We start from the raw sequence: 22822 nt of genomic DNA, 5'->3' as shown, positions 1-22822 counted from the left end.
TAATTTAGTTTGGTATATATTTGACCAGAGGGACATAATTATTCTTCTTCAACCTTCTCCTTAGTACAATCTTTCACCATTTCATCTGTATTTTAGCCTGAATACTGGAAATATTGCGAAAAAAAAAGGAATAGAATAAATTTCAAAGGAGGAAATAAAATGGATAAAAGAGTTCAGTTTGACTTTGTCATTGAATTTACCAATGGCGGTGGGATTCAAGGACAGGGATTCCGTCTAGATATTACGGAAGATACGATATCTGATCAGGAGTTAGCAAATTATATCGTGCAGGATATGAGATTACTTATGGTTGGTAAGGTGAGAATTCTTAACAAAAAAATTATGATTGAAAAACACAAACGCAGACCTATTAACGAAAAATCTGAGAAGGAAACATATATTGATTTAAGTCATACAATTGAACATGGACTAGTCACTTACAAAGGATTACCTGCTCCTATTATGTGTGATTATTTAAGTAGAGAGGAATCACGTGATCTATATGAAGAAGGAACTGAGTTCCAGATTGGCAAAGTTGAAATGGTTGGTAACACAGGAACCTATTTGGATTCTCCCTTTCATAGGTATAGCCAAGGCAAAGATCTGTCAGAAATGAATCTAGTAAACTTTGTTGATTTAGATGGGATTGTTATTCATGTTGACCATAAAAAAACAATGGCTATAGATGCTGACTTTTTTAGAGAAAAAGAAATAAGAGGAAGAGCCGTACTGGTGAACACGGGTTGGGATCAATATTGGAATAGTGAAATGTATTTTGAAAACCATCCGTACCTTACCCAAGATGCTGCACAATATCTAATAGATTGTAAAGTAAAACTAGTAGGTATTGATTCTATGAATATTGATAATACACAAGGAAAATCAAGGCCGGTTCATTCGCTACTACTTCAAGAAGAAATTCCGATTGTAGAGCATTTATGCTGTCTTGATCAACTTCCAGATGAAGGATTTACCTTTACAGCCATTCCACCAAAATTGAAAGGGGTTGGCACCTTTCCGGTTAGAGCAATGGCAAAGATCTTATAAATTTTTTAGCAAATAGTGAGAAAACAAAAATGATCCAATTCTGCAAAATTTGACTATAAAATACTGCACCTCCAAATGTTAGATGTGTCTAACATTTGGAGGTGCAGCTCAATTTTCTGAAAAGCGTCCGTTTGTTCAATCTGGTTTACTTTTTTTCCATGACGGCAAAGTAATTTTCTTCATGATCGGCAAAGTTAAATACCCTACCAGAAGGCATATTGACGATTTCACCGACTTTGATATTTTTATTGGATAAATCGGTATATAATTCATCAAAGTTTTCCGAGAAAAACATTAACGAAGGGGTACCAAGATTTAATCCAGGTGACATTTTAGCAACGAATTCCTTATTGTGCAGAATGATACTTGTTTCTGTGTCCTTTGTTGGAGCCATTTCAATCCATCTCATTCCTTGACCGTTATCTTCATCGGAAATTACGCTAAACCCTACTTTTTCTGTCCAAAAATTTATGGCCTCATCTTGGTTATTTACATACAACATAATTTGACCGACTTTATTGATCATTGATTTTTCCACTCCCTGGTAATAAGTAATTACAAACTCCATGCTCCAAATCATGACTATTGGTGCTGGTTTCTTTACTGAACCCGCCTCCGTGCGCGTGATATTTCTTATTTCAATTGCTGAAGAACTTCTTCTAGGCGGTCCCAAGTTTCGGTGATTCCTTGCATCATGCCCATGTCCATAACGTTCTTGAGAGCATCTGCCGAAGCATATACAGCGCGGTTGATCAGCTTCGTCTTGCCGCCCAAATCGATGAATTCTAATGTAATATCAGTCGATGGCATGGTATCATTCGTATTGCCTTCAGCATCCGAGAAGGAATCGACGTAGATGATCTTTTCCGGCTCGATGATCTCCTTATAAACCCCTTTCCCCCAAGATTCCATACCGTAAAATTCACCTTGGTTTTGATCCACGCACTTCATGCAGTAGTGCCAAACACCGCCCGACCGGAAATCCACGTTGCAAACAGGAAGCTCCCAGCCTTTTGGTCCCCACCAGTGTTTGAGATGCTCGGGGTCTTTAAACATATTAAACACGAGGTCGCGCGGCGCATCGAAAATTCGTTCCAGTACAAGTACCCGATTATTCTCCACCCTAGAATTCATAGTGTTGTTAGACATTTTCATTCCTCCCCATCATTTTTGTTAAGGTATTTCGGATGACTTACTAAAACGGTATTTCGCTTTTTTTGGTGAAAAATATTGGACCCTGCAATCAAAATGTACCCAATAATGAAAAATATCCAAAGATCGCCCATTGCTATAGTTGAATACATGGCACCCACCCGTCGAATCGATGACAAATCCGGCATAAGCCCATTCCTTCATCCGCGGAAAGGCGGGCATGATATCCGGAATAGACCCTAAAAGCATTAATGCCATCAACAGTCCGGTAAAAAAACAGTATCCGATTGTAATATTCTTCAAAGATGCCTTATTTCCTTCTTTAGTTTAGTCATTCTTGATGAGTTTCCGATCTTCTACAAGAAGTGAAAAGGTTTGACACGACCTCATTCCTCCAATGTCGTTTTTTATAATTTAGATATTTTTGTATTATTGATCAAGGATATTTGTTCATGCCCTCATTTAAAAAGAGCTATGAAACTACATCTTTCGACAAAGGGTTCATATAACTTAAAAGCTGGTTCATATATCAGAATCCCGGATCATAAATCCCCGATACCGGTTCATATATCTGAAAAGTGGTTTATAAAGAGTGAAAACCGGTTCATAAAAAGGGTGAGGAGGTGATAATCGAGGCTGTAGACCATTAAAAAGTCTCATGACGATCCTTTTGACATGAAAATAGAGCAGTTTCATACGTTTTGAAACAAAAAAGGAGCTATTTTTATATAAAATTAGAGTGTAGGAGACAAGTCTCTGGGTGTGATGGACCAAGTAAACTGGCCCGCGGCAACCGCCACGGGCCAGACATCATTTCTTATGTCTTCGGAAATGTAAATCCTTCCCCAAACACATCTCTTACATCATGGACAACAACAAACGCTTTCTCATCAATTTGTTGGATCGCCTTCTTTAAGAGAAATAACTCCTGTTTATTAATGACAACATACAAAATATCTTTTGATTCATTCGAATAATGCCCTCTTGCATTAATGATGGTAACCCCGCGATCCATTTCTTGGCTGACTTTCTCAGCGATGGCTATCGTATTTTGAGAAATGATCGTGACGGCCTTTCTTGTATCGAAACCATCAATCAAGTAATCTAATATCTTCGTACTGATGTAGATGGATATTCCTGTGTACATCGTATTCTCGAGCCCAATGACAAACGATGAACCAAGAACGACAAGGATATCGAACACAAACATCGATGTACTGACACTCCAGCCGAAATGCTGATTGAGCATGCGGGCAATGATGGTGGATCCTCCCGTCGTACCGCCTGAACGCAACACAAGCCCAAGACCGAGACCGATGAACACACCGGCAAAGACCGTCCCAAGCATGATGTCGACGGAGTTCCCCATGCCTTCTGTCAATTGAATGAAGAGGGAGGTAAAGAAAATCGCAAGCATGGTGTACCATGTCACGCGTTTATTGAGCACTTTATACCCGATGGCTAATAAGATGCCGTTCATGACGAAGTTTGTGATACCCGGCGACCATCCCAATACATAATAAAGGGTCATGGAGATACCCGTAACGCCACCTTCACCAAGTTCGTTCGGGATTGCAAACAAGTTTACCCCAAGGGCAAAGAACAGGGATCCTATAATAATTAACGTAATTTCTTTAACAGTCGTATTCATTTCATCACTCCGTTCTAGTTGAATACTAGGATACTATAGCACAGGGTAACCGCATGAGGAAGCACTGTTTTTTATTTTTTTATTGCAAATGCAACAAAATTAAGGTAGATTTTAAATATATTATTTACCAAAAATAAGGGGTTCATTATGAAAGGAATTCTTCGTGAAATTGGAATGATTGCAAGGGCGCTGGATTCGATCAGTAATATTGAATTTAAAGAATATGATCTTACAAAAGGGCAGTATTTGTACCTTGTGCGCATATGTGAAAACCCGGGGATCATTCAAGAAAAGGTAGCTGAGATGATAAAAGTGGACCGGACAACAGCAGCTCGAGCGATAAAAAAACTTGAAATCAATGGCTTTATTGAAAAGAAAGAAGATGAACAGAACAAAAAAATCAAAAAACTCTTTCCAACAGAGAAAGGGGAAACGGTTTATCCTTTTATAAAAAGAGAAAATGATTATTCCAACATCGTTGCATTAGAGGGATTTTCCGAAAAAGAAGTAGAAACCATGTTAGATCTCCTTCAAAGAGCAAGAAAAAATATTGAAAAAGACTGGGATTTTGTCAAAAAGGGAAACAAGAGACATTATTGATGATAGAAAGGAGCCCCATATGACGATCACGATTAAAAAATGTACCCTTGAAGATGCACGCACCCTTCAAGAAATTAGTTATGACACATTTAATGAGACATTTAAGCATCAGAATTCACCTGAAAATATGAAGGACTATTTGGAAAAGTCTTTTAACTTAAAACAGGTAGAAACCGAATTATCCAATCGTTCTTCACACTTCTTTTTTGTTTATGTTCATCATGAAGTCGCTGGGTATTTAAAGGTCAACACCAATGATGCCCAGACGGAAGAAATGGGTGATGAATCACTTGAAATCGAGAGGATTTATATAAAGAATGACTTTCAAAAACATGGGCTTGGAAAATATCTGCTGAATAAAGCGATGGAAATGGCGATGGAACATCATCTAAAGAAAATCTGGCTAGGCGTATGGGAAAAGAATGAAAATGCGATTGCCTTTTATAAAAAATTGGGGTTTGTTCAAAACGGTGCCCATTCTTTTTATATGGGGGATGAAGAACAAACGGATTTGATTATGACCAAAACACTCATATAACATTTCTGAAAGGTGGATCATTATGTATATTCCAAACGATTTTAAGGTCACAGATGAATCGGTGGCTTACGAGATCATGAAAGAACATAGTTTTGCGACTCTTTTTTCTCAACACAATGGAATGCCATTTGCCACTCATTTACCGTTAATTCTAAACCAGGAGAATACGTACTTATACGGACACTTTGCCCGTCCGAATCCTCAGTGGAAAGAGATTGAAAATCAAACCGTCCTGGCTGTTTTCCATGGTCCTCATTGTTATATCTCCCCATCCTGGTATGAGACGAATAAAGCAGTACCGACATGGAACTACGTGTCCGTTCATGTGTATGGAGAAGTCGAGCTTATAAAGGACGATAATGAGCTGATTGGTTCCTTACATGAAATGGTATCGAAATATGAAGCTCCAGACAGTTCATACAGACTACAGGATGTAGACCCTAAGTTTCTCGCTGGTATGAGCAAAGGAGTTCAAGGGTTCAAAATAAAAATCAATCAGATCGAAGGAAAAGCGAAGTTAAGTCAAAACCATTCATCGGAGCGGCAAGAGCGAGTGATCTATCAACTTGAACAAATTCCACATACAGATGAACAGCAGATTTCCTCACTTATGAAGGCAAATCTAAAAAAGTGATGGTTTACGGTTAGTGCATAAACCTGCGCATTACTAAGGTAGATTTGAGATTGTGAAAAAAATCTTCCAGAAGGTTGATAGGGGCTTCTATACATCTATGAAAAAAACACTTGGCATGATGATCACGGGCATTTGGGTAACTTTATTTTTCTACTTTTTTAACATGTTGATGCCTAGAGGTATTTTATACTTATTCATTTCGGTTCCGGTTATCTTGATTACATCCTTATTTATTTTAAGGAAATCGGGCTTTAAGATGTAATGGTTTAGGAAAATGGGGCCAGACCCCCGGTACGCTAAAGTGGTAGTGTATCGGGGGTCTGGCCCTTCATTTCCTGACACAGCTACTATAATTATGAAACTCCTTTGTTTCTTCCAGTTTGTTTGGAAACCACAAGAAACCAAATCATTGCTGGAATAAGGACAAGTGAAATAATTCCCCCACCTATCGAAAGGGCCGGATAACTTGAGAAAGCAACGATGACTCCTGATAGAACACCGCCGGCAGCACCGGATAAGGCTACGAATACGTCCACCGTTCCTTGGGTTTTTGCCCGGGTAGCAGGATCTGTCGAGTCGACAAGAATGGCTGTGCCGCTGATCAATCCGAAGTTCCAGCCAAGCCCAAGAAGTGCGAGTGCAATGGCAAGAATCAGGATTGAATCGGTTGGTGACATCGCTGCCAGGATTCCGGAAGCAAGAAGCGTAAGGGCAGATGCAAGAACCATGGGCATCCGCCCGACTTTATCAACAAGGACCCCGGTAACAAGTGAAGGAAGGTACATCGCACCGATGTGAATGCCGATAATTAGACCGATGGCCGATAACCCATGGCCATGATGGCCCATGTGGACAGGAGTCATGGTCATGACGGCGACCATGACGATTTGAGTCAAGATCATTACTGTCGCCCCTAGGAAAATGCCCCGTTTGTTTCTTTCGGAAGAAGTGATTATTTCAGTCTCAATTCCGCCATCCTTTGTTTTCAATGGTGTCGAAAGAGCTCTCGCCACCATATATGGGTCTGGGCGCATAAAGATAAAGATGACAATCCCGGCAAGGGTGTATGCAGCAAATGCCAGAATGAATGGTCCTCCCAGAGGTGGTATACCGATTGATTCGGCAAAACTGCCCATCACATCAACCAAGTTAGGACCGGCGACAGCACCTAATGTGGTCGAAACCATGGCAAAACTGACAGCAGTGGCTCTTTGTGAAGGTTTTGCCAAGTCTGTGCCTGCATAGCGCGTCTGCAAGTTAGTGGCAGTACCCGCACCATAGATCAGGAGAGATAAGAAAAGAAGGATGATCGAATTGGATACAGCCGCAGCGACGGTCCCCATTGCACCGATCCCTCCAATCAAGAAACCGGCAGAAAGACCAATTCGTCTTCCATAGCGCTGGGACAGCCGTCCAACAAAGAGGGCAGCCCCGGCTGAACCCAGAGTGAACAGGGCAACTGGCATGCCTGAGAAGCTGTCCGTCCCCAGCATATCCTGAGCGAGAAGCGCCCCTACCGTTATACCGGCAGCAAGCCCTGCGCCTCCAAAGATTTGAGCGATCATAATGATCATCAACGTACGTTTATATAGAACCTGTTGGTGTTCGGAAGAGTCCCTACATCTTGTAATGGCTTCTTCATTATTTGTAAAACTAGAACTCTTTTTCATCTGTTATCCATCCTATTCATTAGTGAGAGGTTATTCAAATTGATAGATGATTCGTTTATCAATCTCTAATTCTCCTAAAGAAATTATAGGAGTCTACTCCATTGTAGGTATGTTAGGGAGAAAAAAACAACCGGCTCCCGCCGGCTGTTTATCACTCTCATTAACTCTTCTGAGCATTCATCGCTTCCGATTCTTCCTTACTTGGACCGTACACACCCGGTACCTTCAATCCAGCCTGTCTCATAAGGACCGTCAACTGTCCACGGTGATGGGCCTGGTGCTGAATAAGCAGGCGGAATACGGCCTGTACTGGCATATCCATCCCAAATAGATTCACCATTTCGTTCATTTTCTCATCGGAAACTTGTTCAGAAACGGCTTCTGAAAGACGTGTGCTTACGGTTTTATACGTTTCGCTGATTTCTGAGGCAGATGTTGGTGCCTCTTTCCGAAGGTCAGGGACCTCAAAGGTAATTCCGAGCTGAGCAGGGAAGTAATAAGTGGCTCCCGTGACGTGCCAGGCGACACTTCCAATGCTGTACAGATCAGGTGCAACTTCTTGCTTCAATGACTCATCCGTCAGGGCATCCAGGACCTTTTGGGTTACTGCGGCTTCTTGTTTCCATTCTTGTAAGAAATCATTTACTGTTGTGAACATGGCAATTCCTCCCTTAATGTAATCAACATCATTGTAGCATGTTGAGTGATCATGACGCCTCTTTTAAGGACTGATGTTTTTCGACAATTGAATAACCCAAACAAACCGCGACGGCCGAGCCAGTCGCGGTTTTTCACACTGAAAACTAAATCACTCTGAAACGAGCAGATTCGTCTTACAACTGTTAAATTCCCCAATCCAATGGGGACTTACGTTCTGATCGGTGACAATATAATCAATCTTTTCAAGTGGGGCAATCCGGACGGTGACTTCTTTGCCGAATTTGGTGTGGTCCGCTGCCACATAGACTTCTTTCGAGAGCTCGATGATTTTCTTCCTTGTGACGGCTTCTTCAAGGTTATAATCCGATATGCCTCGCTCGGTTGTGATTCCGCTGGCGCAAATAAAGGCTTTGACAATGTTAAGCTCATCGAAATTAAATATATAATCGTAGGCAACGACGGAGCTTTCGTGTCTTCTGATTTTGCCACCGATAATGATGAGTTCGACTTCGCTGTTGATGAGCTCCGTGATGACAGGCAGTGAGTTGGTCACGACGGTCAGGTTTTTTCTGTTTTTGATGGCTTTCGCCAATTGGTAGGTCGTGGAGCCGCTGTCGATGTAAATGCAATCTCCCTCTTGAATCTGTTCATGGCATAGAAGGGCAATGCTTTCCTTCTCTTCCAGGTGGCTCACCATTCGATCAGCCATTGCGGATTCTCCTATGTCCGTTTCAACTAATTTGATTCCTCCATAAATCTTCTCGATCTCTCTATTTTCAGAAAGAATATTTAAGTCTCTCCTAAGTGTATCAATGGATATGCCTAACTCTTCCGTAAGTTCTGAGTGTTTTAGTATCTTCTTTTCTTTTAATAAGTCCATGATTCTTTGACGTCTTTCCAGTGGAAACATAACCTCACCCATTCTGAATTGTTACTTGTAGTGTAAGGGTATTGCTGAAAACTTTCAATCATGAAACTGTAAAAATATGAAAACATCTCTGTAAATATATGCATGAATTAATGATGAGTTATTAAAGATATGGGCAACTTTTACACAACGTTTACATAAAACGTGACGACTGTTTACACAAAGTTTTTATACTGAGGTTGTGATTGAGGAGGTGACGCGTTTGCTTACATTACATGGAGTTCGCAAACAATTCGATAAAAAAGTCGTGTTAGAAGATATCACGATTGATATTAACCAAGGAGAGATCGTTTCGCTTCTGGGTCCGAGCGGAAGCGGAAAAACGACGCTGCTCAACATCATCCTCGGGCTGACGAACATGGATGATGGAAGAATCCTATTCAACGGGCAGGACGTTTCAAACGTCTCGATGAAAAAGCGCGGATTCAACATCGTCTTTCAGGATTATGCGTTATTTCCTAATTTGAACGCCTATCAGAATATCGTGTATGGCCTCAAAAACCAGAAAACGAAAATCTCAGAGGCAGAACTGCAGGAATACATAGACTTCCTGGAGCTTGAGCCTCATTTGGACAATCGAATCGGCGAGTTGTCAGGCGGCCAGAAACAGAGAGTCGCCCTTGCACGGACACTTGTGACCAGGCCGAAAGTGTTGTTACTGGATGAACCGCTTAGTGCACTGGATGGCGTGATTAAAGAGTCCATCAAGGATCGGATCAAGTCGATCGCAAAGGAGCTGGGGCTTACGACGATCATCGTCACCCATGATCCCGAGGAAGCACTAACGCTTTCCGATAAAATTCTCATTATTAATGAAGGAAAGGTCGCCCAGTATGGAACGCCTAAGGAAATTATCCAACAGCCAGAGGATGAGTTCGTCCGGGAGTTTATATTAAAGCAATTGCAAATTAAGCGAAACAATATTTATGCCCTGTTCGGTGATAGCCATGATTAAAGTGAAACCGGAAATGAGGATCATCTTTTACGCTTCAGTGGGAGTGTTTCTGATCTTTTTGATCCTGCCTCTCATGGTCTTACTTATGAAGTCACTTGAAAATGATCAGGGATTTACGTTTTCGACGTATCTCGATGCCTTATCGAATGAGGACATTTTAACCGCGATGGGGAACAGCTTTAAAGTATCGGCGGTAACCGCATTGATTACAACGGTCCTGGCATTTGTGATGGCCTACTCGATCAATGCAACGAGAATACTGCCAGCTTTCAAGGGAGTGTTGAAAACAGGTATACTCCTGCCCATGCTGCTTCCGACGATTACATACGGGTTTGCCATTATGTACTCCTTTGGAAATCAAGGGCTGTTTTCGAAGCTGTTTGGCAGGCCGTTCTTTGACATGTATGGCTTTAACGGGCTGCTCATCGGTTATGTGATCTACACATTGCCGCCCGCTTTTCTCGTCATTCATAATTCGTTTCAGTACATTGACAAGAAATTTATCATCGTCTCCAAGCTGATGGGGGACAGCACCCTTAGAAGCTTTATGAATACGATTATCCGCCCGCTGTGGGGGACGCTCGGAGGGGCATTTGTCCTTTCGTTCATTCTAAGCTTTACAGACTTCGGGATCCCCGCTTCCATCGGAGGAACGTACACGGTTGTTGCGACCCTGTTGTACCGGGTGATGCTCGGCTCGATCCCGGACTTCAATCAGGGGGCCGTCATTGCCGTACTGATGCTGCTGCCTGCTGTCCTTGGGATCTTGCTCCTTCGCTATTTGGAGAAATTGAATTTTCACTATGACAAGGTGACGGACACGGAGCTGATGCGAAACCGATGGCGGGATACGGTCCTTGGATCACTGGCTTTTCTCATCCTGGCAGGGATGGTCGCGACGTTTGCGATTATGTTCATTGCTCCGTTCCTGAAGCAATATCCGTTCAATAATACCTTTACCTGGGAGCATATCATCGACACGTTCAGCTCCAATGATTTAACGGGAGTCTATAAGAATTCTCTTTACGTTTCAGTGTTGACCGCGATCTTCGGAACCATTGTCGCCTATGGAGCGGCCCTGATCAACGGAAGGACAGCCGTGAAAGGGAAATCCGTCATGGACGGGATTGCGATGGTGACGAATACGGTTCCCGGGATGGTGCTGGGGCTGTCGTATCTGCTTCTATTCAATGGGACGAGCTTTAAAGGCACCTTTGCCATATTGATCTTCTGTAATTTGATTCACTTTTTCACAACACCTTATTTAATGGCGAAGCATTCTCTGTCGAAGATGAATCCAGGCTGGGAAACGACGGGAGAGCTACTCGGGGACAGATGGTTCAAAACCGTGCGCCGGGTCATCATTCCGAACTCAGCCACGACCATTCTGGAGATGGCGGGCTACTATTTCATCAACTCGATGGTCACCATCAGCGGAATCATCTTTCTGATTACGGCCGAAACGTCATTGGTCTCGAGTAAAATCCAGCAACTTCAGCACTTTGCCAAGTTCAACGAGATCTTCGTCCTGTCCCTGCTGATTTTCGGGACCAATCTAATCGTCAAGCTGCTGCTTGGATACTGGCAAAAGAGGGGATCACTTCAAACGTTTTGAAAGGTTTGCGGCACATCATACCGGTCGCAAGCCTTGAAAATAAAAAATCAACTCAAAGGGAGAAATGAACATGCTAAGCAAAATGAAAAAAAGGTTCCTGCATCTAATGGTTGTATTATGTGTTGCCACACTGGCAGCATGCGGCAGTTCAGCTGCAGGGGAAGAAGAAAAAGTGGTGATCGCAACGAATGGGGATGATGAAGCGGTCGAAGCGATGGAAACCGCATTGAAGGGTGCAGGCTATGAAGGGAAATATGTCGTTCAATCCCTCGGAACATCTGAATTAGGCGGAAAGCTTTTAGTAGAGGGAGAGAAAACGGATGCTGATTTGATTACGATGAGTTCTTACTATATTGAAAGTGCTCAGAAAAAGTATGACATGTTTGCTGATTTAACCTTCGAACCGAAGGCATTGGATAAAAATCCAGCCTATTATACTCCGATTCTATCGAATACAGGTTCCATTTTTGTCAACACAGAAATCCTGAAGCAAAAAGGCTTAGAGATGCCAACGTCCATTAAGGACTTGGTAAAACCGGAATACAAAGATCTCGTATCAATTCCAAACATTATGGATTCCTCCACAGGTTGGCTCCTCGTCCAATCGATCATAAGCGAGTACGGTAAAGAAGAAGGCAAAACGATCCTACAACAATTGATTACGAATGTCGGGCCGCATCTTGAAAGCTCAGGCTCCGGTCCCATTAAGAAGATACAGGCGGGCGAGGTCGCCGTTGGATTCGGACTCCGTCACCAGGCAGTGGCCGCTAAGGAAAATGGAGAGCCGATCGACTTTGTCGATTCGACAGAAGGGAACTTCTCGTTAACTGAATCGGTAGCAGTTGTGAAAAAGGACGAAGCGACAACGGAGCTTGCGCAGGAAATGGCGAAGGTCATCATTGAAGACGGCCGAGAAGAGTTAATCGAGTCCTATCCTGTGGCGCTCTATGAAGGTGAAACCGTATCTGAGAGCAATAAACCGGCTCATTCGAAGACATTCTCAGAGCCGTTGACCGTCGATTTGTTGAAAAAACATCAGGATTTCTTTAAGTCTGCAAAATAAGGGGAAGGGAGAGGGTAGGAATGTATATGTATAAGCTATTAACACCAGGTCCCTTAACGACTTCAAGCACGGTCAAAGAGAAGATGTTGGTTGACCGCTGCACGTGGGATCAAGACTATAAGGTGATCACTCAAAAAATACGATCCCAGCTTCTTGAACTGGCAGGGTGCAGAAATGAGGACTATACGGTTGTCCTGATGCAGGGGAGCGGTACATTTGCGGTAGAGTCCGTCATGATGACCGCCATCTCTGAACAGGATAAGCCACTCTTGATCACCAATGGTGCTTACGGCGAGCGGATTGTCAAAATGGCTGAGGCCATTGGAATGACATTCAACCAGTACAGTGTGGAGTATGATGAAGTCCCGAAGGAAGAAGAGATTCGGAGAATACTAGAGTCAGACCGGGACATTACCCATATCGTGATGGTTCATTGTGAAACAACCACCGGGATCCTGAATCCATTAGAGATGATCTCAACTGTATCGAGGGAATACGGGAAAACCCTCATCATTGATGCCATGAGCAGCTTCGGTGGAATCCCGATCAACGTACCGGAGCTTGAGATTGACTACTTAATCAGCTCTGCGAATAAATGCATCCAGGGCGTGCCCGGCTTCGGCTTCATCATTGCGAAACGCGATAAGCTGATGGCCTGCGCGGGAAACAGCAAAAGCCTGTCACTGGATTTATATGATCAGTGGAAAGGGATGGACGTGGACGGCAAATGGAGATACACGTCCCCGACCCACGTCGTTGCAGCCTTCTCACAAGCGATCGATGAACTGCTGGAAGAAGGCGGCATTTCCGCGAGGTTTGAACGGTACCAAACGAATAATGGGATCCTGAGAGAAAGATTAAACCAGATCGGCTTTGAATCTTATATTGCAGACGAGTTCCAGTCGCCGATCATCACATCATTTGTGTACCCGTCGGATACATTTGAGTTCGAAGACTTCTACAGCTATGTAAAAGAAAGAGGCTATGTGATTTATCCCGGGAAGCTGACGGAAGTGAATACCTTCCGTATTGGAAACATCGGTGAAATCTATGAAGACGATATTCAAAAACTGTGCGACGTTATCGCACAATACATGGAGGATGAGACGAAATGAATAGAATGGAAGCTGTCATTTTTGACTGGGCAGGAACAACTGTAGACTATGGTTGTTTTGCCCCGGTAAAGGTGTTCATGGATATCTTCAAACAGGCCGGCATCGAAGTGACCATGGAGGAAGCGCGTGCCCCTATGGGGATGCTGAAGATCGACCATATCCGGGAGATGCTATCCATGCCGAGAATTTCTGGTCTATGGGAACAAGAACACGGCAGACCGTTTCAGGAAGAGGATGTAGAAGCTCTTCATTCAACCTTCGAAACCACTCTTTTAACGAATCTTGCAGACTATACGGATCCGATTCCCCATGTCATTGACACGGTGGAAATCCTCAGAGATATGGCGCTGAAGATTGGATCCACGACGGGCTATACAGGCTCTATGATGGAGATCGTCGTGCCACATGCAGAGAGGAAAGGCTATCGTCCGGATTTCTATATCACGGCGGACGACACAAACTCGTTTGGACGACCGTTCCCTTATATGATCTTCCGGAACATGGAGGCTCTTCAGCTGACGGCCCCGTGGAAAGTCGTAAAAGTCGGTGACACGGCATCTGATATGAAAGAAGGCGTCAATGCGGGAGTCTGGACCGTGGGTGTGATTGAAGGAAGCTCGGAAATGGGACTGACCCTGAAGGATTTCGCAAGGCTTTCAGAAACGGAAAAGAACCAGGTCCGATCCAAAGTGGAACAGGTTTTCTATGCGAACGGAGCTGACTTTACGATCCGTACCATGAAGGAGCTACCGGAGCTGATTGAGAGAATCAACGAAAAGATCGAACAAGGAAAGCGGCCGTATGAGCATGAACGAATTGAAGCGTGAGGGCGATATTAACAGCAGTTCCTTGCGTTCCCAGTGGAATCAGCGGTTAACCCAGAAAAGTAACACGTTTCTTCAGGAGGATGAACGTTCATTTTTAAAGCAATCGATGTCGACTCCCTGTCTGGAAGCGATGGCTGATGCGGAAGGCTGCTATATCACGGACGTGAATGGGCGAAGGTATCTGGACTTCCATGGAAACAGCCTTCATCAGGTCGGCTACAAAAACCCGTATGTCGTCGAGGCAGTCAAAAGGCAAGTAGAAGAGCTGCCGTTTATTCCTAGGCGGTTCACAGCGGACATCACGATTCGAGCGGCGCAGGCACTCGTGAACAAGACGATGTCAAAGGATTACCGGGTCCTGTTTACGCCATCAGGAAGTGCAGCTGTTGGACTCGCTCTTAAAATCGCCCGCAAGGCGACAGGCCGCCACAAGGTCATCTCCATGTGGGAATCGTTCCATGGAGCAGGACTTGATACGATTTCAGTAGGCGGGGAATATGCATTCAAGAAGGACATGGGCCCACTCATGCCCGGAGTACTGAAAGGGATCCCGTATAATAGCTATCGCAATCTCCTAAACAGTGAATCTACTGAAGAGATCGCGTCCTTTTGCCTCAGGTATCTGGAATACATGATTGAAAACGAAGGGGAAATCGGTGCGATCTTACTCGAGCCGATCCGGGCAACCGATACGCATATCCCACCGCGCAACTATTTCAAAGGACTGCGGAGGATCTGTGATCAATATGGTATTCTCTTAATCTTTGATGAAATCCCAACGGCCCTGTACCGCAGCGGAACATTCTACGTTCATCAGCAATTCGGCGTGGAACCGGACCTTCTTGTATTAGGAAAAGGCTTGGGAGGGGGAATCATCCCACAGGCTGCCGTCCTTGCCAAAAGGGAATACGATTGTGCTGGGGATATCTCCCTCGGGCATTATACACACGAAAAACCGGCACTCGGAAGCGCTGCCATTTTATCCACAATCGACTATATCGACGATCATAAGCTCGGGGAGCGGTGCCAGGCACTTTCTGCGTTTGTGCGTGACGAGCTGGACAGGCTTGCTGAGCGTCATGAATGCATCGGGGACGTACGGATTGCAGGACTCATGATCTCGATTGAACTGGTGAAGGACCGGGGAACGAAGGAAAAACACGATGATTTAGCCGAGAGCGTCTTGTATTACTGCCTGGAAAGAGGATTGTCGTTTAAGATTTCGGGTGGGAATTGTATGACGTGGCATCCTCCGCTTGTTGTGACGGAGGAGGAGTTGGGATTTGCAGTTGGTTTGATTGATGAGGTACTGGAAAAATTAGTATGAAAAATTGGGGAAGCAAGTAGAACACGCATGACGGTTCTCTTGCTTTTTTTTCATAAAGAGGAAGCATCAGATCCCTCCCCTTGCACTTGAAAAGTGAGACAGGAAGCTCACTCTTCGTCAAGGATTAGTCATAAAGTCACGTTTGATAGGTGAAGAGGTTTCGTTCATTGCCAAATGTGGTAAAAAAGAACGGTGAATATTTTCCTTTTTTTGTCATGATCTCACTTCTAAATAGAATGATGGAAAAAAGGGTGGTACTATATCTTTAGTGGAATAATCTGTAAGGGAGATGCCGGTATGGGACTCTATAATGACTTGAGTTACATTCAAAGTGTGATTCATTCCCGATCGAGCGATATTCAGGAAAAGATTTCTCGGTTGAGGGAAGCAAAAAGCGCCATTCTGAATGAGCAAAGTCAACTTCTAAATGAAATGAAGCAAATCCAGCAGCCGGAATTACATAAAAATTGGATGGGTCCGAGGTCCGATGATTATCATGAGGAACGAGATTCTGCGTTTCAAGCGATGAGGCAAATAGGACATGAAAACTATGACGAATACGTCAGTTCCATAGAATCAAAGATTCATTATTTGGAAGCGCAACAAGGGGTTATTAGCTTCTACGGCAATCTGGCCAATGACGCAGAATATTTACTGTCCAAGGGTGAAGATTTTTATGATCAGGTTTCCCATAAAATCAGTGATTTGAGAGGGAGGTTATTTTAGATGAATGTGATCCCGGGATCTGGCGGTGGATCAGCGCAACAAATAAAGCTCAACCATACTGCGGTCATGGCGAAACTGAATGAAGCGAACAACTCCCTGGAACGGCTTCAGCTTAAGCCGCCCGCACAGGAGCAGTTGGGACGGAACAAGCTGAATTATACAGATGCATGGATTCAGCGTGAACAGAACATTCAATTGTTATTGAAGGAATATATCGCCACAGTGGAAAAGAATATTGAAGATACCAAAGCAAATGTAGAAGCTTTAAAACAACAGGATGAAGCCATAACAAGATCCTGATAGAAAGGCAGACGCGACCATTGAAAGTATATGAAGCCCCCACTTTACTCGACGCAATGTCATCACGTCGACATGAATACGAGACATTAAGAGACCAACTTCTTACACTTAAAAGCACTTTTCAAGCCATTGTGGAACTTGACGATGAATTCCAGGGAAAGGGTGCCGATGCCATTAAAGGCTTCTACGGCGCTCAAATCGATGTCGTTGAGGTTTGGATTGAACTTGCTGAAAGTAACATCGCTTTTTTCAATGGCATTCAAGGTGACGCCGATGGGCGCAACCTTAGCGGGGAAACGGTGGAACTTCCATTTCTGGAGGAAGATCTTCATCAAAGCGAAAGACGTTCAGATGAAATGATCGCTGCACAGCAACAGGAACTCCAAAGCATCCTAAATCGTATAAGCGACATCCATCCACTGAATGTCTTTTCGCGGGATCGATTCGATACCCATATGGAAGAGGCAAGGAGGCAGCGAGAAGATACACTTGACTCTGTTAATCGATTTGATGAAGAATTAAAAAGGGAATACCAACACTTAGAGATCAGCGAACAGATACTCGCAGGGCTCATGAAGGAATTAATGGAATCGTCCAGGCAAGGGAATCAAATATCACCGCTGTATTTCAACGCAACAGCCTATTACTCCAGTGATGCCTATCAGCTGACGGACGACATCACAGCACAGACAGACTCTTATTTAAAATTCAAGGAATCTCAAGAACAGGCAAGAGAGCCCAAACCGATCGCGGAAGAAGAAGTCAACGAAAACCCCACCACCGAATCCCTTAACAGTTTCAAAGAAATTGGACAGGATCTCTGGGCCGGGATGGAGAAAAGAAATGAAACCAAATTTGACTCCGTCTATGATTTTGGAAACTATATCACGGCTGGCGGACTAGATTTAGGCAAGGGCTTCGCGAATGGTCTGAGTGAACGCGCTGAAGTAGCAACTGACTCAGGCTCTGACTTTATCAACTATTTGACGATGGGTGGAATGGATCTCTTTAACGGAGCAGTCAATCCAGATGACACTTACTCTAAAGAACACTGGTTGGACAGCTTTGGCCTGGCAGCACTTCTTGTCGGTGGGGCGAAACCTGGGTTAAAAGTCAAAGGTGGCACGAATATATCAACTCCTGCACCTAAGACAGTTCCGAAAGTTTCATTGACTCATAGATGGGATCAGATCCGGTTAGGGATTAATGATCTTTATAATCGTCCTATGATGGTTGCTGATAATGGGATGTTGATTGGTGGAGAGCCTGGGTGGAGTAGGTTTTCTGTGGAGAGGACGGTTAAGGAGAGACAAATAGGTACCGGTGATAGGGTTGGTACTAAGGGTACGGGTAAAGATGTAGAAATTCCTTCAATTAGAAATAATGAATTTAATATGTGGTTTGATAGCTTATCAGTTGATGAATTTGACGAAATGTGGAGTGTACCTCATTTGAGAAGTAAGATAGAAGATAGGATTAGGCGTCCAGGGGGTTACCATGAGTGGCACCTTGTGGCAAGAACACCCAAATTTAAACAATGGGGTGTTAGTATGGACGATATAAAAGAAATGAGGTCCTTAACTAAAGATGTCGAATTTGTAAATCCTCCCGGACGTCATGGTAGGCGGGGTTCTACAAAAGCTCATAATGAAATTTTAAAAATTATTGATACTGCTCCCGATTATGAAAGCTTTGTTAAGAGGTTAAATGAATGGGCTAGTAATAGAATGAAAAATGGAGTTATGGATTTACCAGAAGGTCTAAGGAGGTAAAAAAATGAAAAACGATGTTTCTTTATGGTTGGGAAACTTCAGCAATTTTGATGAGCTAGAGAAATACACTGAAATAAAATATGATGAAGATGGTGATAGTATTCCTTCTGATTTTGAGAGAGATTTTAAATTAGGGTATTATGACAGAGACTTAATCGAAAAAGATTGGATACAGGATGCTGAAGATGATATAAAAGAGCTTCTAGTGGATTTTTCATATGATGATCAATTAATAAAGCAGTTTATGGATGTTAAGTTAAATTCGAAATATAATACCATTATTTTAATTTATAACTATAATTATGATACAGATGGTAGAGCTGTAAATTCAATAAACAAAAATGCATACAAACTAGATTTTATAGGTACAGCAGAGTATATAGATTAAACTTGCTATTATACAGTTTAGAGTAAAGCACTTGAATGTCTAATAGGCAACTGGTGCTTTGTTTTTTGTGAAAAATTTTTGTTTCGGACAACATAGTTAATGCTTGTATGAAAGTAATAGCTCATGACTTCAGTAATGACTTTATCAACTACCTGACGATGGGTGGCATGGACCTCTTTAACGTTGCTCTGAACCCTGATGATGTCTATTCAAAGGAAAATTGGTTAAACAGCTTTGGCCTGGCAGCACTACTCGGCTATATTCGTGAAATTAGTCATTGAGGTGACGAGATGAACATTAGCATTATAGCAAAAATCATGAATAAGGCAGGAAAGCAGATAACAATAGAACCTGACAAGTTAGTTGAAATAAATCCCCCTTATGAAAACTATCACTATCTAAAAAAAGTAAGGGAAGAGTGGGAATTTGGCTCACTGTTGGTTGAGAGACAAGAAGTCCCTAATGAAAAAGTGATAAAACAGTTCAAATCAGAAAAGGAAGCAGCAGTGTACTTTTTAATGAATAGGCTGACTGCCTTCTATTTTGCTAAAAGAATCCGTCCGTTTATGATGGAACATGAGGAATTTGATATTGGTGGTCCGGAATTTAATGAAAGAAAGTTTCATGAAGCCATATATCTAATAGGGATCCCCCCAACTCTGTTTTCTTTAAATGACACCATCTTAAAAACTAACAGAATAATAATAGATGCAGAAGATGATAAATTTATAGTTAAGTATAGAGGTGAAGATGGGAAGACTATCAGCTCTACTTCACCTATCAGTAAGAAAAGAGCACTCTTCTTTGCTTTTAAGAAACTATTTCTGATTTATATATTTAATAAAGAAGTTAAAGATCTACTGATAGAACATGGGGAGGGAAATAATCTTACCGATGAAGACATTAGTGTATTCTTAATTTAAAAATCTTTATAAATAAAACTTAAAGTAGTATTTAGATGAATAGAAAAAAGTTTACAATACTTAACTAAAAACACTTGAGGCATTAAAGGAAGAAAAAGCACGGGAACAGTTCTCGTGCTTATTTTTATACTCTGGGGAAGCATCAGAACCGTCCCCGTGCTATATTGAACAAGGGCGTGCAATAGAAGGTAATGCTGCACAACAAGCAGCTCGGGAGAAAGCTTTAAATAAAAAAATAGAAGAATTATTTGAAAGTGGTATGTCTTGGGAAGAATCTGAGTTACAAGCAAATAGTTGGTTGGAAACGCAAGCAGCACTTCACAATCCAGACCAAATAGCAGGCGGTAACCCGCTAAATGTTGGCGGCATGGGAGATAAAAGAATAAACTCATCAATTGGATCACAGTGGAAATATAGAATTGATATTGTCGATGAACAAATAGAAGAACTAGCTCAATTAATGACACCTGAGCAGCGTAAAAATACGTATTTAAATGTTAAGCTTATACATTAGAGGAGGTTTGTAATTTGAGCTTATTTAATGATTTTAAGAAGGTAAGTGAAGTAGAGGAATATACAATTCATAAATATAAAGATATGCTCCCAAAAGAGTTGATCGAAGCATGGAAAACATATGGGTATGGTACATTTATGAATGGTTATTTAAAAATAATTAACCCTGATGAGTTTAGCTCTTTAGTAAATGATTCTTATTTAAGAAGCGAAGGAACAATACCTATTTTCAGTACATCCATGGGTGATGTTATACTGTTTGAAAAGGATGAAAACCAAGAGTCTTATCTTGTAATGATTAACTACCGAAAAGGTAAAACAAAAGTGCTAGCTTCAAAATATTCCCTATTTCTTAGATTTTTAGAGGAAGAGGCGTTTAGACAGAAGGCATTAGATTGGCTTCCTTATCCAGAAGCAATAGAAAAATATAAAGAACCAGAGTATGATGAATGCTTTGGCTATACCGCTTTACTAGGTTTAGGTGGAGCAGAGAAAGTCAAGAACCTAAAGAAAGTAAAAATGAAGGAACACATTCTTATTATTACTGAATTTATGGGACCAGTTCAGTAATCTTCAAGAGAATGTTACAGACTTAACTAAAAGCACTTGATTGTCATTATTGGCATCAAGTGCTTTTTTTAACCAACAGTGGGCTTGATTTAGGCAAGGGCTTCGTGAGTGGTCTCAATGAACGAGCCGAAGTAGCAACCGACTAAGGCTCTGACTTTATCAACTATTTGACGATGGGTGGAATGGATCTTTTTAATGGAGCAGTAAACCCAGATGACACTTACTCTAAAGAACACTGGTTGGACAGCTTTGGCCTGGCAGCACTTCTTGTCGGTGGGGCGAAACCTGGGTTAAAAGTCAAAGGTGGCACGAATATATCAACTCCTGCACCTAAGACAGTTCCGAAAGTTTCATTGACTCATAGATGGGATCAGATCCGGTTAGGGATTGATGATCTTTATAATCGTCCTATGATGGTTGCTGATAATGGGATGTTTATTGGTGGAGAGCCTGGGTGGAGTAGTTTTTTCTGTGAAGAGGACGGTTAAGAAGAGAGAGATAGGTACTGGTGATAGGGTTGGTATTAAGGATACAGGTAAATGAAAGCATTTAGATGATGTACTAAGAATAAAAGAAGTTGAAGTTAATTTTAAAAGAAATGATAAACATGACTCCGAAGAGTTTGTAAGACAACTGAAATACCAAGAAAAAGGCATGAATGAACTTACAATTGACGTGTATCTTGAAAATAGAGAAAGATATATTGCTGAAGTGCGGGCAATAGAAGGAAATGCTGCTCAAAGAATGGCTAGACAAGAAGCACTTAAAGATAAAATTGCTGAACTGCGAAAACAAGGACTTTCCAGAACAGATGCGACAAAGAAAGCTTCAGAATGGCTAGAAACAAAAGCAGCACTTCATAATCCAGATCAAATAGCAGGTGGAAGAGCAGACATTATTGGGGGTTTTGGGGATAAAAGAGTAAATTCCTCAATAGATTCCCAATGGAAATATAGAATTGATGTTGTTGATGAACAAATTAAGGAAATAGCGAAGAATATGTCGCCTGAGCAGCTAAGGAATACTTATTTAAATGTGAAATTAACTCAATAATCAAAGGAGGCAATGTAATTGGAAACTATATTTAGCGGTTTTATAAAACATGAAACAGTTGATGAAGATGTTATTTTAAAATATAAGGATAAAATTCCTGAAGGATTAATGGAAGTCTGGAAAAAATATGGTTTTGGTACTTTCGTAAATGACTTTTTAAAAGTAATTAATCCAGACGAATATTTAGATATTTTAGGGAGAAGTTATCCAAGGTATGAGCAGGCGATTCCTATTTTTACAACTGCAATGGGTGATATTATAGTATGGGAAAAAGATAAGTATGTAAATTTATTAAACTATAGGAAAGGATATGTTAATGTTGTTTCATCCGGATTTGAATTCTTTTTTGAAGACTTAAAAGATAATGACTTTATGAACGATGAATTAATGTGGGAGCCTTATCCTGAAGCGATTAGTAAATACAGTGCCCCTAACTATGACGAGTGTTTTGGATACTCTCCTCTATTAGGTTTAGGTGGAGCAGAAAAAGTAGAGAATCTTAAAAAAGTCAAATTGAAGGAACATATTCTTCTTATTACTGAATTTATGGGACCTGTTCAGTAATACTAGGGAGTTTGTTACAGGATTAACTAGGAAGCTGGGGACGGATCTCCTCTTTTTTCATTACGGACTTAATGGGAATGGTTCCGACTCCACTTTTGTAAACGAATCGGGCAGGATTTGTGGGCCGGGATGGAGAAAAGTGTATACAATTTTTCTTTTAAACTATGCCAATTTTATGACTCTATTAATAAGACTGAAGTGAAAAATGATCCTGATTTTATAGAAACGCTA

At 42.0% G+C, this 22822-nt stretch carries 27 protein-coding genes and 1 pseudogene; 22 read left to right on the top strand and 6 right to left on the bottom strand.

The window, feature by feature from the left end; genetic code table 11:
- Positions 1-159: 159 nt before the first annotated feature.
- Together AC6CIB_RS08775 and AC6CIB_RS08770 are read left to right on the top strand one after the other, a co-directional pair.
- Positions 160-378: pseudogene (locus tag AC6CIB_RS08775) on the top strand (cyclase); the annotation flags it as partial.
- Positions 370-1047: a cyclase family protein gene (locus tag AC6CIB_RS08770; protein ID WP_498280539.1), complete on the top strand. Its 678-nt coding sequence runs from the start codon at positions 370-372 to the stop codon at positions 1045-1047. The pseudogene AC6CIB_RS08775 and the gene AC6CIB_RS08770, both read left to right, overlap by 9 nt.
- Positions 1048-1192: 145 nt before the next feature.
- Here AC6CIB_RS08770 and AC6CIB_RS08765 read toward each other — a convergent pair whose 3' ends face one another.
- The 3 genes from AC6CIB_RS08765 to AC6CIB_RS08755 form a co-directional block, all read right to left on the bottom strand.
- The gene (locus tag AC6CIB_RS08765; RefSeq protein WP_498279724.1) at positions 1193-1573 is read right to left on the bottom strand and encodes a VOC family protein; all 381 of its coding nucleotides are present in this window, start codon (positions 1571-1573) and stop codon (positions 1193-1195) included.
- A 107-nt stretch (positions 1574-1680) separates the two neighbouring features.
- Positions 1681-2196, bottom strand: coding sequence for an SRPBCC domain-containing protein (locus AC6CIB_RS08760; protein ID WP_498279722.1), 516 nt, complete (start codon positions 2194-2196; stop codon positions 1681-1683).
- 820 nt (positions 2197-3016) lie between these two features.
- On the bottom strand, positions 3017-3850 hold the full coding sequence (locus AC6CIB_RS08755) for a YitT family protein (RefSeq protein ID WP_498279720.1): 834 nt from the start codon (positions 3848-3850) through the stop codon (positions 3017-3019).
- A 147-nt stretch (positions 3851-3997) separates the two neighbouring features.
- Between AC6CIB_RS08755 and AC6CIB_RS08750 the strand changes: the two genes are divergently transcribed.
- From AC6CIB_RS08750 to AC6CIB_RS08740, 3 genes are read left to right on the top strand one after another with little or no spacing between them, the layout of a single operon-like run.
- The gene (locus tag AC6CIB_RS08750) at positions 3998-4450 is read left to right on the top strand and encodes a MarR family winged helix-turn-helix transcriptional regulator (protein WP_498279718.1); all 453 of its coding nucleotides are present in this window, start codon (positions 3998-4000) and stop codon (positions 4448-4450) included.
- A 19-nt stretch (positions 4451-4469) separates the two neighbouring features.
- Positions 4470-4988: a spermidine/spermine N(1)-acetyltransferase gene (paiA, locus tag AC6CIB_RS08745; RefSeq protein ID WP_498279716.1), complete on the top strand. Its 519-nt coding sequence runs from the start codon at positions 4470-4472 to the stop codon at positions 4986-4988.
- Positions 4989-5010: 22 nt separating this feature from the next.
- Positions 5011-5622: an FMN-binding negative transcriptional regulator gene (locus AC6CIB_RS08740; protein ID WP_498279714.1), complete on the top strand. Its 612-nt coding sequence runs from the start codon at positions 5011-5013 to the stop codon at positions 5620-5622.
- A 353-nt stretch (positions 5623-5975) separates the two neighbouring features.
- Here the strand turns inward: AC6CIB_RS08740 and AC6CIB_RS08735 are convergent, their stop codons facing one another.
- The 3 genes from AC6CIB_RS08735 to AC6CIB_RS08725 all read right to left on the bottom strand — a co-directional run bounded on the left by AC6CIB_RS08735 (position 5976) and on the right by AC6CIB_RS08725 (position 8862).
- Positions 5976-7292 carry an MFS transporter gene (locus tag AC6CIB_RS08735; protein ID WP_498279712.1) on the bottom strand — a complete coding sequence of 439 codons (1317 nt, stop codon included), beginning with the start codon at positions 7290-7292 and terminating at the stop codon, positions 5976-5978.
- A gap of 160 nt (positions 7293-7452) precedes the next feature.
- On the bottom strand, positions 7453-7950 hold the full coding sequence (locus AC6CIB_RS08730; protein ID WP_498279710.1) for a DinB family protein: 498 nt from the start codon (positions 7948-7950) through the stop codon (positions 7453-7455).
- A gap of 150 nt (positions 7951-8100) precedes the next feature.
- A complete protein-coding gene (locus tag AC6CIB_RS08725; protein WP_498279708.1) occupies positions 8101-8862 on the bottom strand; it encodes a DeoR/GlpR family DNA-binding transcription regulator in 762 nt (253 codons plus the stop codon).
- Between the two features lie 220 nt (positions 8863-9082).
- Here AC6CIB_RS08725 and AC6CIB_RS08720 point away from each other — a divergent pair, with 220 nt between their 5' ends.
- The 17 genes from AC6CIB_RS08720 to AC6CIB_RS08640 all read left to right on the top strand — a co-directional run bounded on the left by AC6CIB_RS08720 (position 9083) and on the right by AC6CIB_RS08640 (position 22591).
- Positions 9083-9835, top strand: a complete 753-nt coding sequence (locus AC6CIB_RS08720) for an ABC transporter ATP-binding protein (RefSeq protein ID WP_498279706.1) — start codon at positions 9083-9085, stop codon at positions 9833-9835.
- Entirely contained in the window at positions 9828-11450 is a 1623-nt protein-coding gene (locus AC6CIB_RS08715; protein WP_498279704.1) for an ABC transporter permease subunit, read from the top strand. The genes AC6CIB_RS08720 and AC6CIB_RS08715 overlap by 8 nt, the downstream gene beginning before the upstream one ends.
- Before the next feature lie 70 nt (positions 11451-11520).
- Positions 11521-12513, top strand: a complete 993-nt coding sequence (locus tag AC6CIB_RS08710) for an extracellular solute-binding protein (RefSeq protein WP_498279702.1) — start codon at positions 11521-11523, stop codon at positions 12511-12513.
- A gap of 20 nt (positions 12514-12533) precedes the next feature.
- Positions 12534-13628, top strand: a complete 1095-nt coding sequence (gene phnW / locus AC6CIB_RS08705; protein WP_498279700.1) for a 2-aminoethylphosphonate--pyruvate transaminase — start codon at positions 12534-12536, stop codon at positions 13626-13628.
- The gene (gene phnX / locus AC6CIB_RS08700; RefSeq protein WP_498279698.1) at positions 13625-14455 is read left to right on the top strand and encodes a phosphonoacetaldehyde hydrolase; all 831 of its coding nucleotides are present in this window, start codon (positions 13625-13627) and stop codon (positions 14453-14455) included. Before phnW ends, phnX begins: the two co-directional genes overlap by 4 nt.
- Positions 14430-15782 carry a (R)-1-hydroxy-2-aminoethylphosphonate ammonia-lyase gene (gene pbfA, locus AC6CIB_RS08695; protein ID WP_498279696.1) on the top strand — a complete coding sequence of 451 codons (1353 nt, stop codon included), beginning with the start codon at positions 14430-14432 and terminating at the stop codon, positions 15780-15782. Before phnX ends, pbfA begins: the two co-directional genes overlap by 26 nt.
- A 297-nt stretch (positions 15783-16079) precedes the next feature.
- Positions 16080-16508, top strand: coding sequence for a YwqH-like family protein (locus tag AC6CIB_RS08690; protein WP_498279694.1), 429 nt, complete (start codon positions 16080-16082; stop codon positions 16506-16508).
- Entirely contained in the window at positions 16509-16808 is a 300-nt protein-coding gene (locus tag AC6CIB_RS08685; protein ID WP_498279692.1) for a DUF5344 family protein, read from the top strand.
- A 20-nt stretch (positions 16809-16828) separates the two neighbouring features.
- On the top strand, positions 16829-18580 hold the full coding sequence (locus tag AC6CIB_RS08680) for a ribonuclease YeeF family protein (RefSeq protein WP_498279690.1): 1752 nt from the start codon (positions 16829-16831) through the stop codon (positions 18578-18580).
- Positions 18581-18584: 4 nt separating this feature from the next.
- On the top strand, positions 18585-18968 hold the full coding sequence (locus AC6CIB_RS08675; RefSeq protein WP_498279688.1) for an immunity 22 family protein: 384 nt from the start codon (positions 18585-18587) through the stop codon (positions 18966-18968).
- 107 nt (positions 18969-19075) lie between these two features.
- Complete coding sequence (locus tag AC6CIB_RS08670; protein ID WP_188048349.1) at positions 19076-19249, top strand: hypothetical protein; 174 nt, start codon at positions 19076-19078, stop codon at positions 19247-19249.
- Positions 19250-19258: 9 nt separating this feature from the next.
- Positions 19259-19891 carry a hypothetical protein gene (locus AC6CIB_RS08665; protein ID WP_498279686.1) on the top strand — a complete coding sequence of 211 codons (633 nt, stop codon included), beginning with the start codon at positions 19259-19261 and terminating at the stop codon, positions 19889-19891.
- A 163-nt stretch (positions 19892-20054) separates the two neighbouring features.
- On the top strand, positions 20055-20405 hold the full coding sequence (locus tag AC6CIB_RS08660) for a polymorphic toxin type 15 domain-containing protein (RefSeq protein ID WP_498280537.1): 351 nt from the start codon (positions 20055-20057) through the stop codon (positions 20403-20405).
- A gap of 14 nt (positions 20406-20419) precedes the next feature.
- On the top strand, positions 20420-20974 hold the full coding sequence (locus AC6CIB_RS08655) for a T6SS immunity protein Tdi1 domain-containing protein (protein WP_498279684.1): 555 nt from the start codon (positions 20420-20422) through the stop codon (positions 20972-20974).
- A 182-nt stretch (positions 20975-21156) separates the two neighbouring features.
- The gene (locus tag AC6CIB_RS08650; protein ID WP_498279682.1) at positions 21157-21462 is read left to right on the top strand and encodes a hypothetical protein; all 306 of its coding nucleotides are present in this window, start codon (positions 21157-21159) and stop codon (positions 21460-21462) included.
- A 79-nt stretch (positions 21463-21541) separates the two neighbouring features.
- Positions 21542-22027, top strand: coding sequence for a polymorphic toxin type 15 domain-containing protein (locus AC6CIB_RS08645; protein ID WP_498280535.1), 486 nt, complete (start codon positions 21542-21544; stop codon positions 22025-22027).
- An 18-nt stretch (positions 22028-22045) separates the two neighbouring features.
- Positions 22046-22591 (top strand): T6SS immunity protein Tdi1 domain-containing protein, encoded by a 546-nt coding sequence (locus AC6CIB_RS08640; RefSeq protein ID WP_498279680.1) that lies wholly within the window; start codon positions 22046-22048, stop codon positions 22589-22591.
- Positions 22592-22822: the final 231 nt, after the last annotated feature.

The organism is Rossellomorea sp. GQ25, assembly GCF_059758515.1.
The sequence above is the reverse complement of the archived record's forward strand: the minus strand, read 5'-3'. Positions and strand labels throughout refer to the sequence as shown.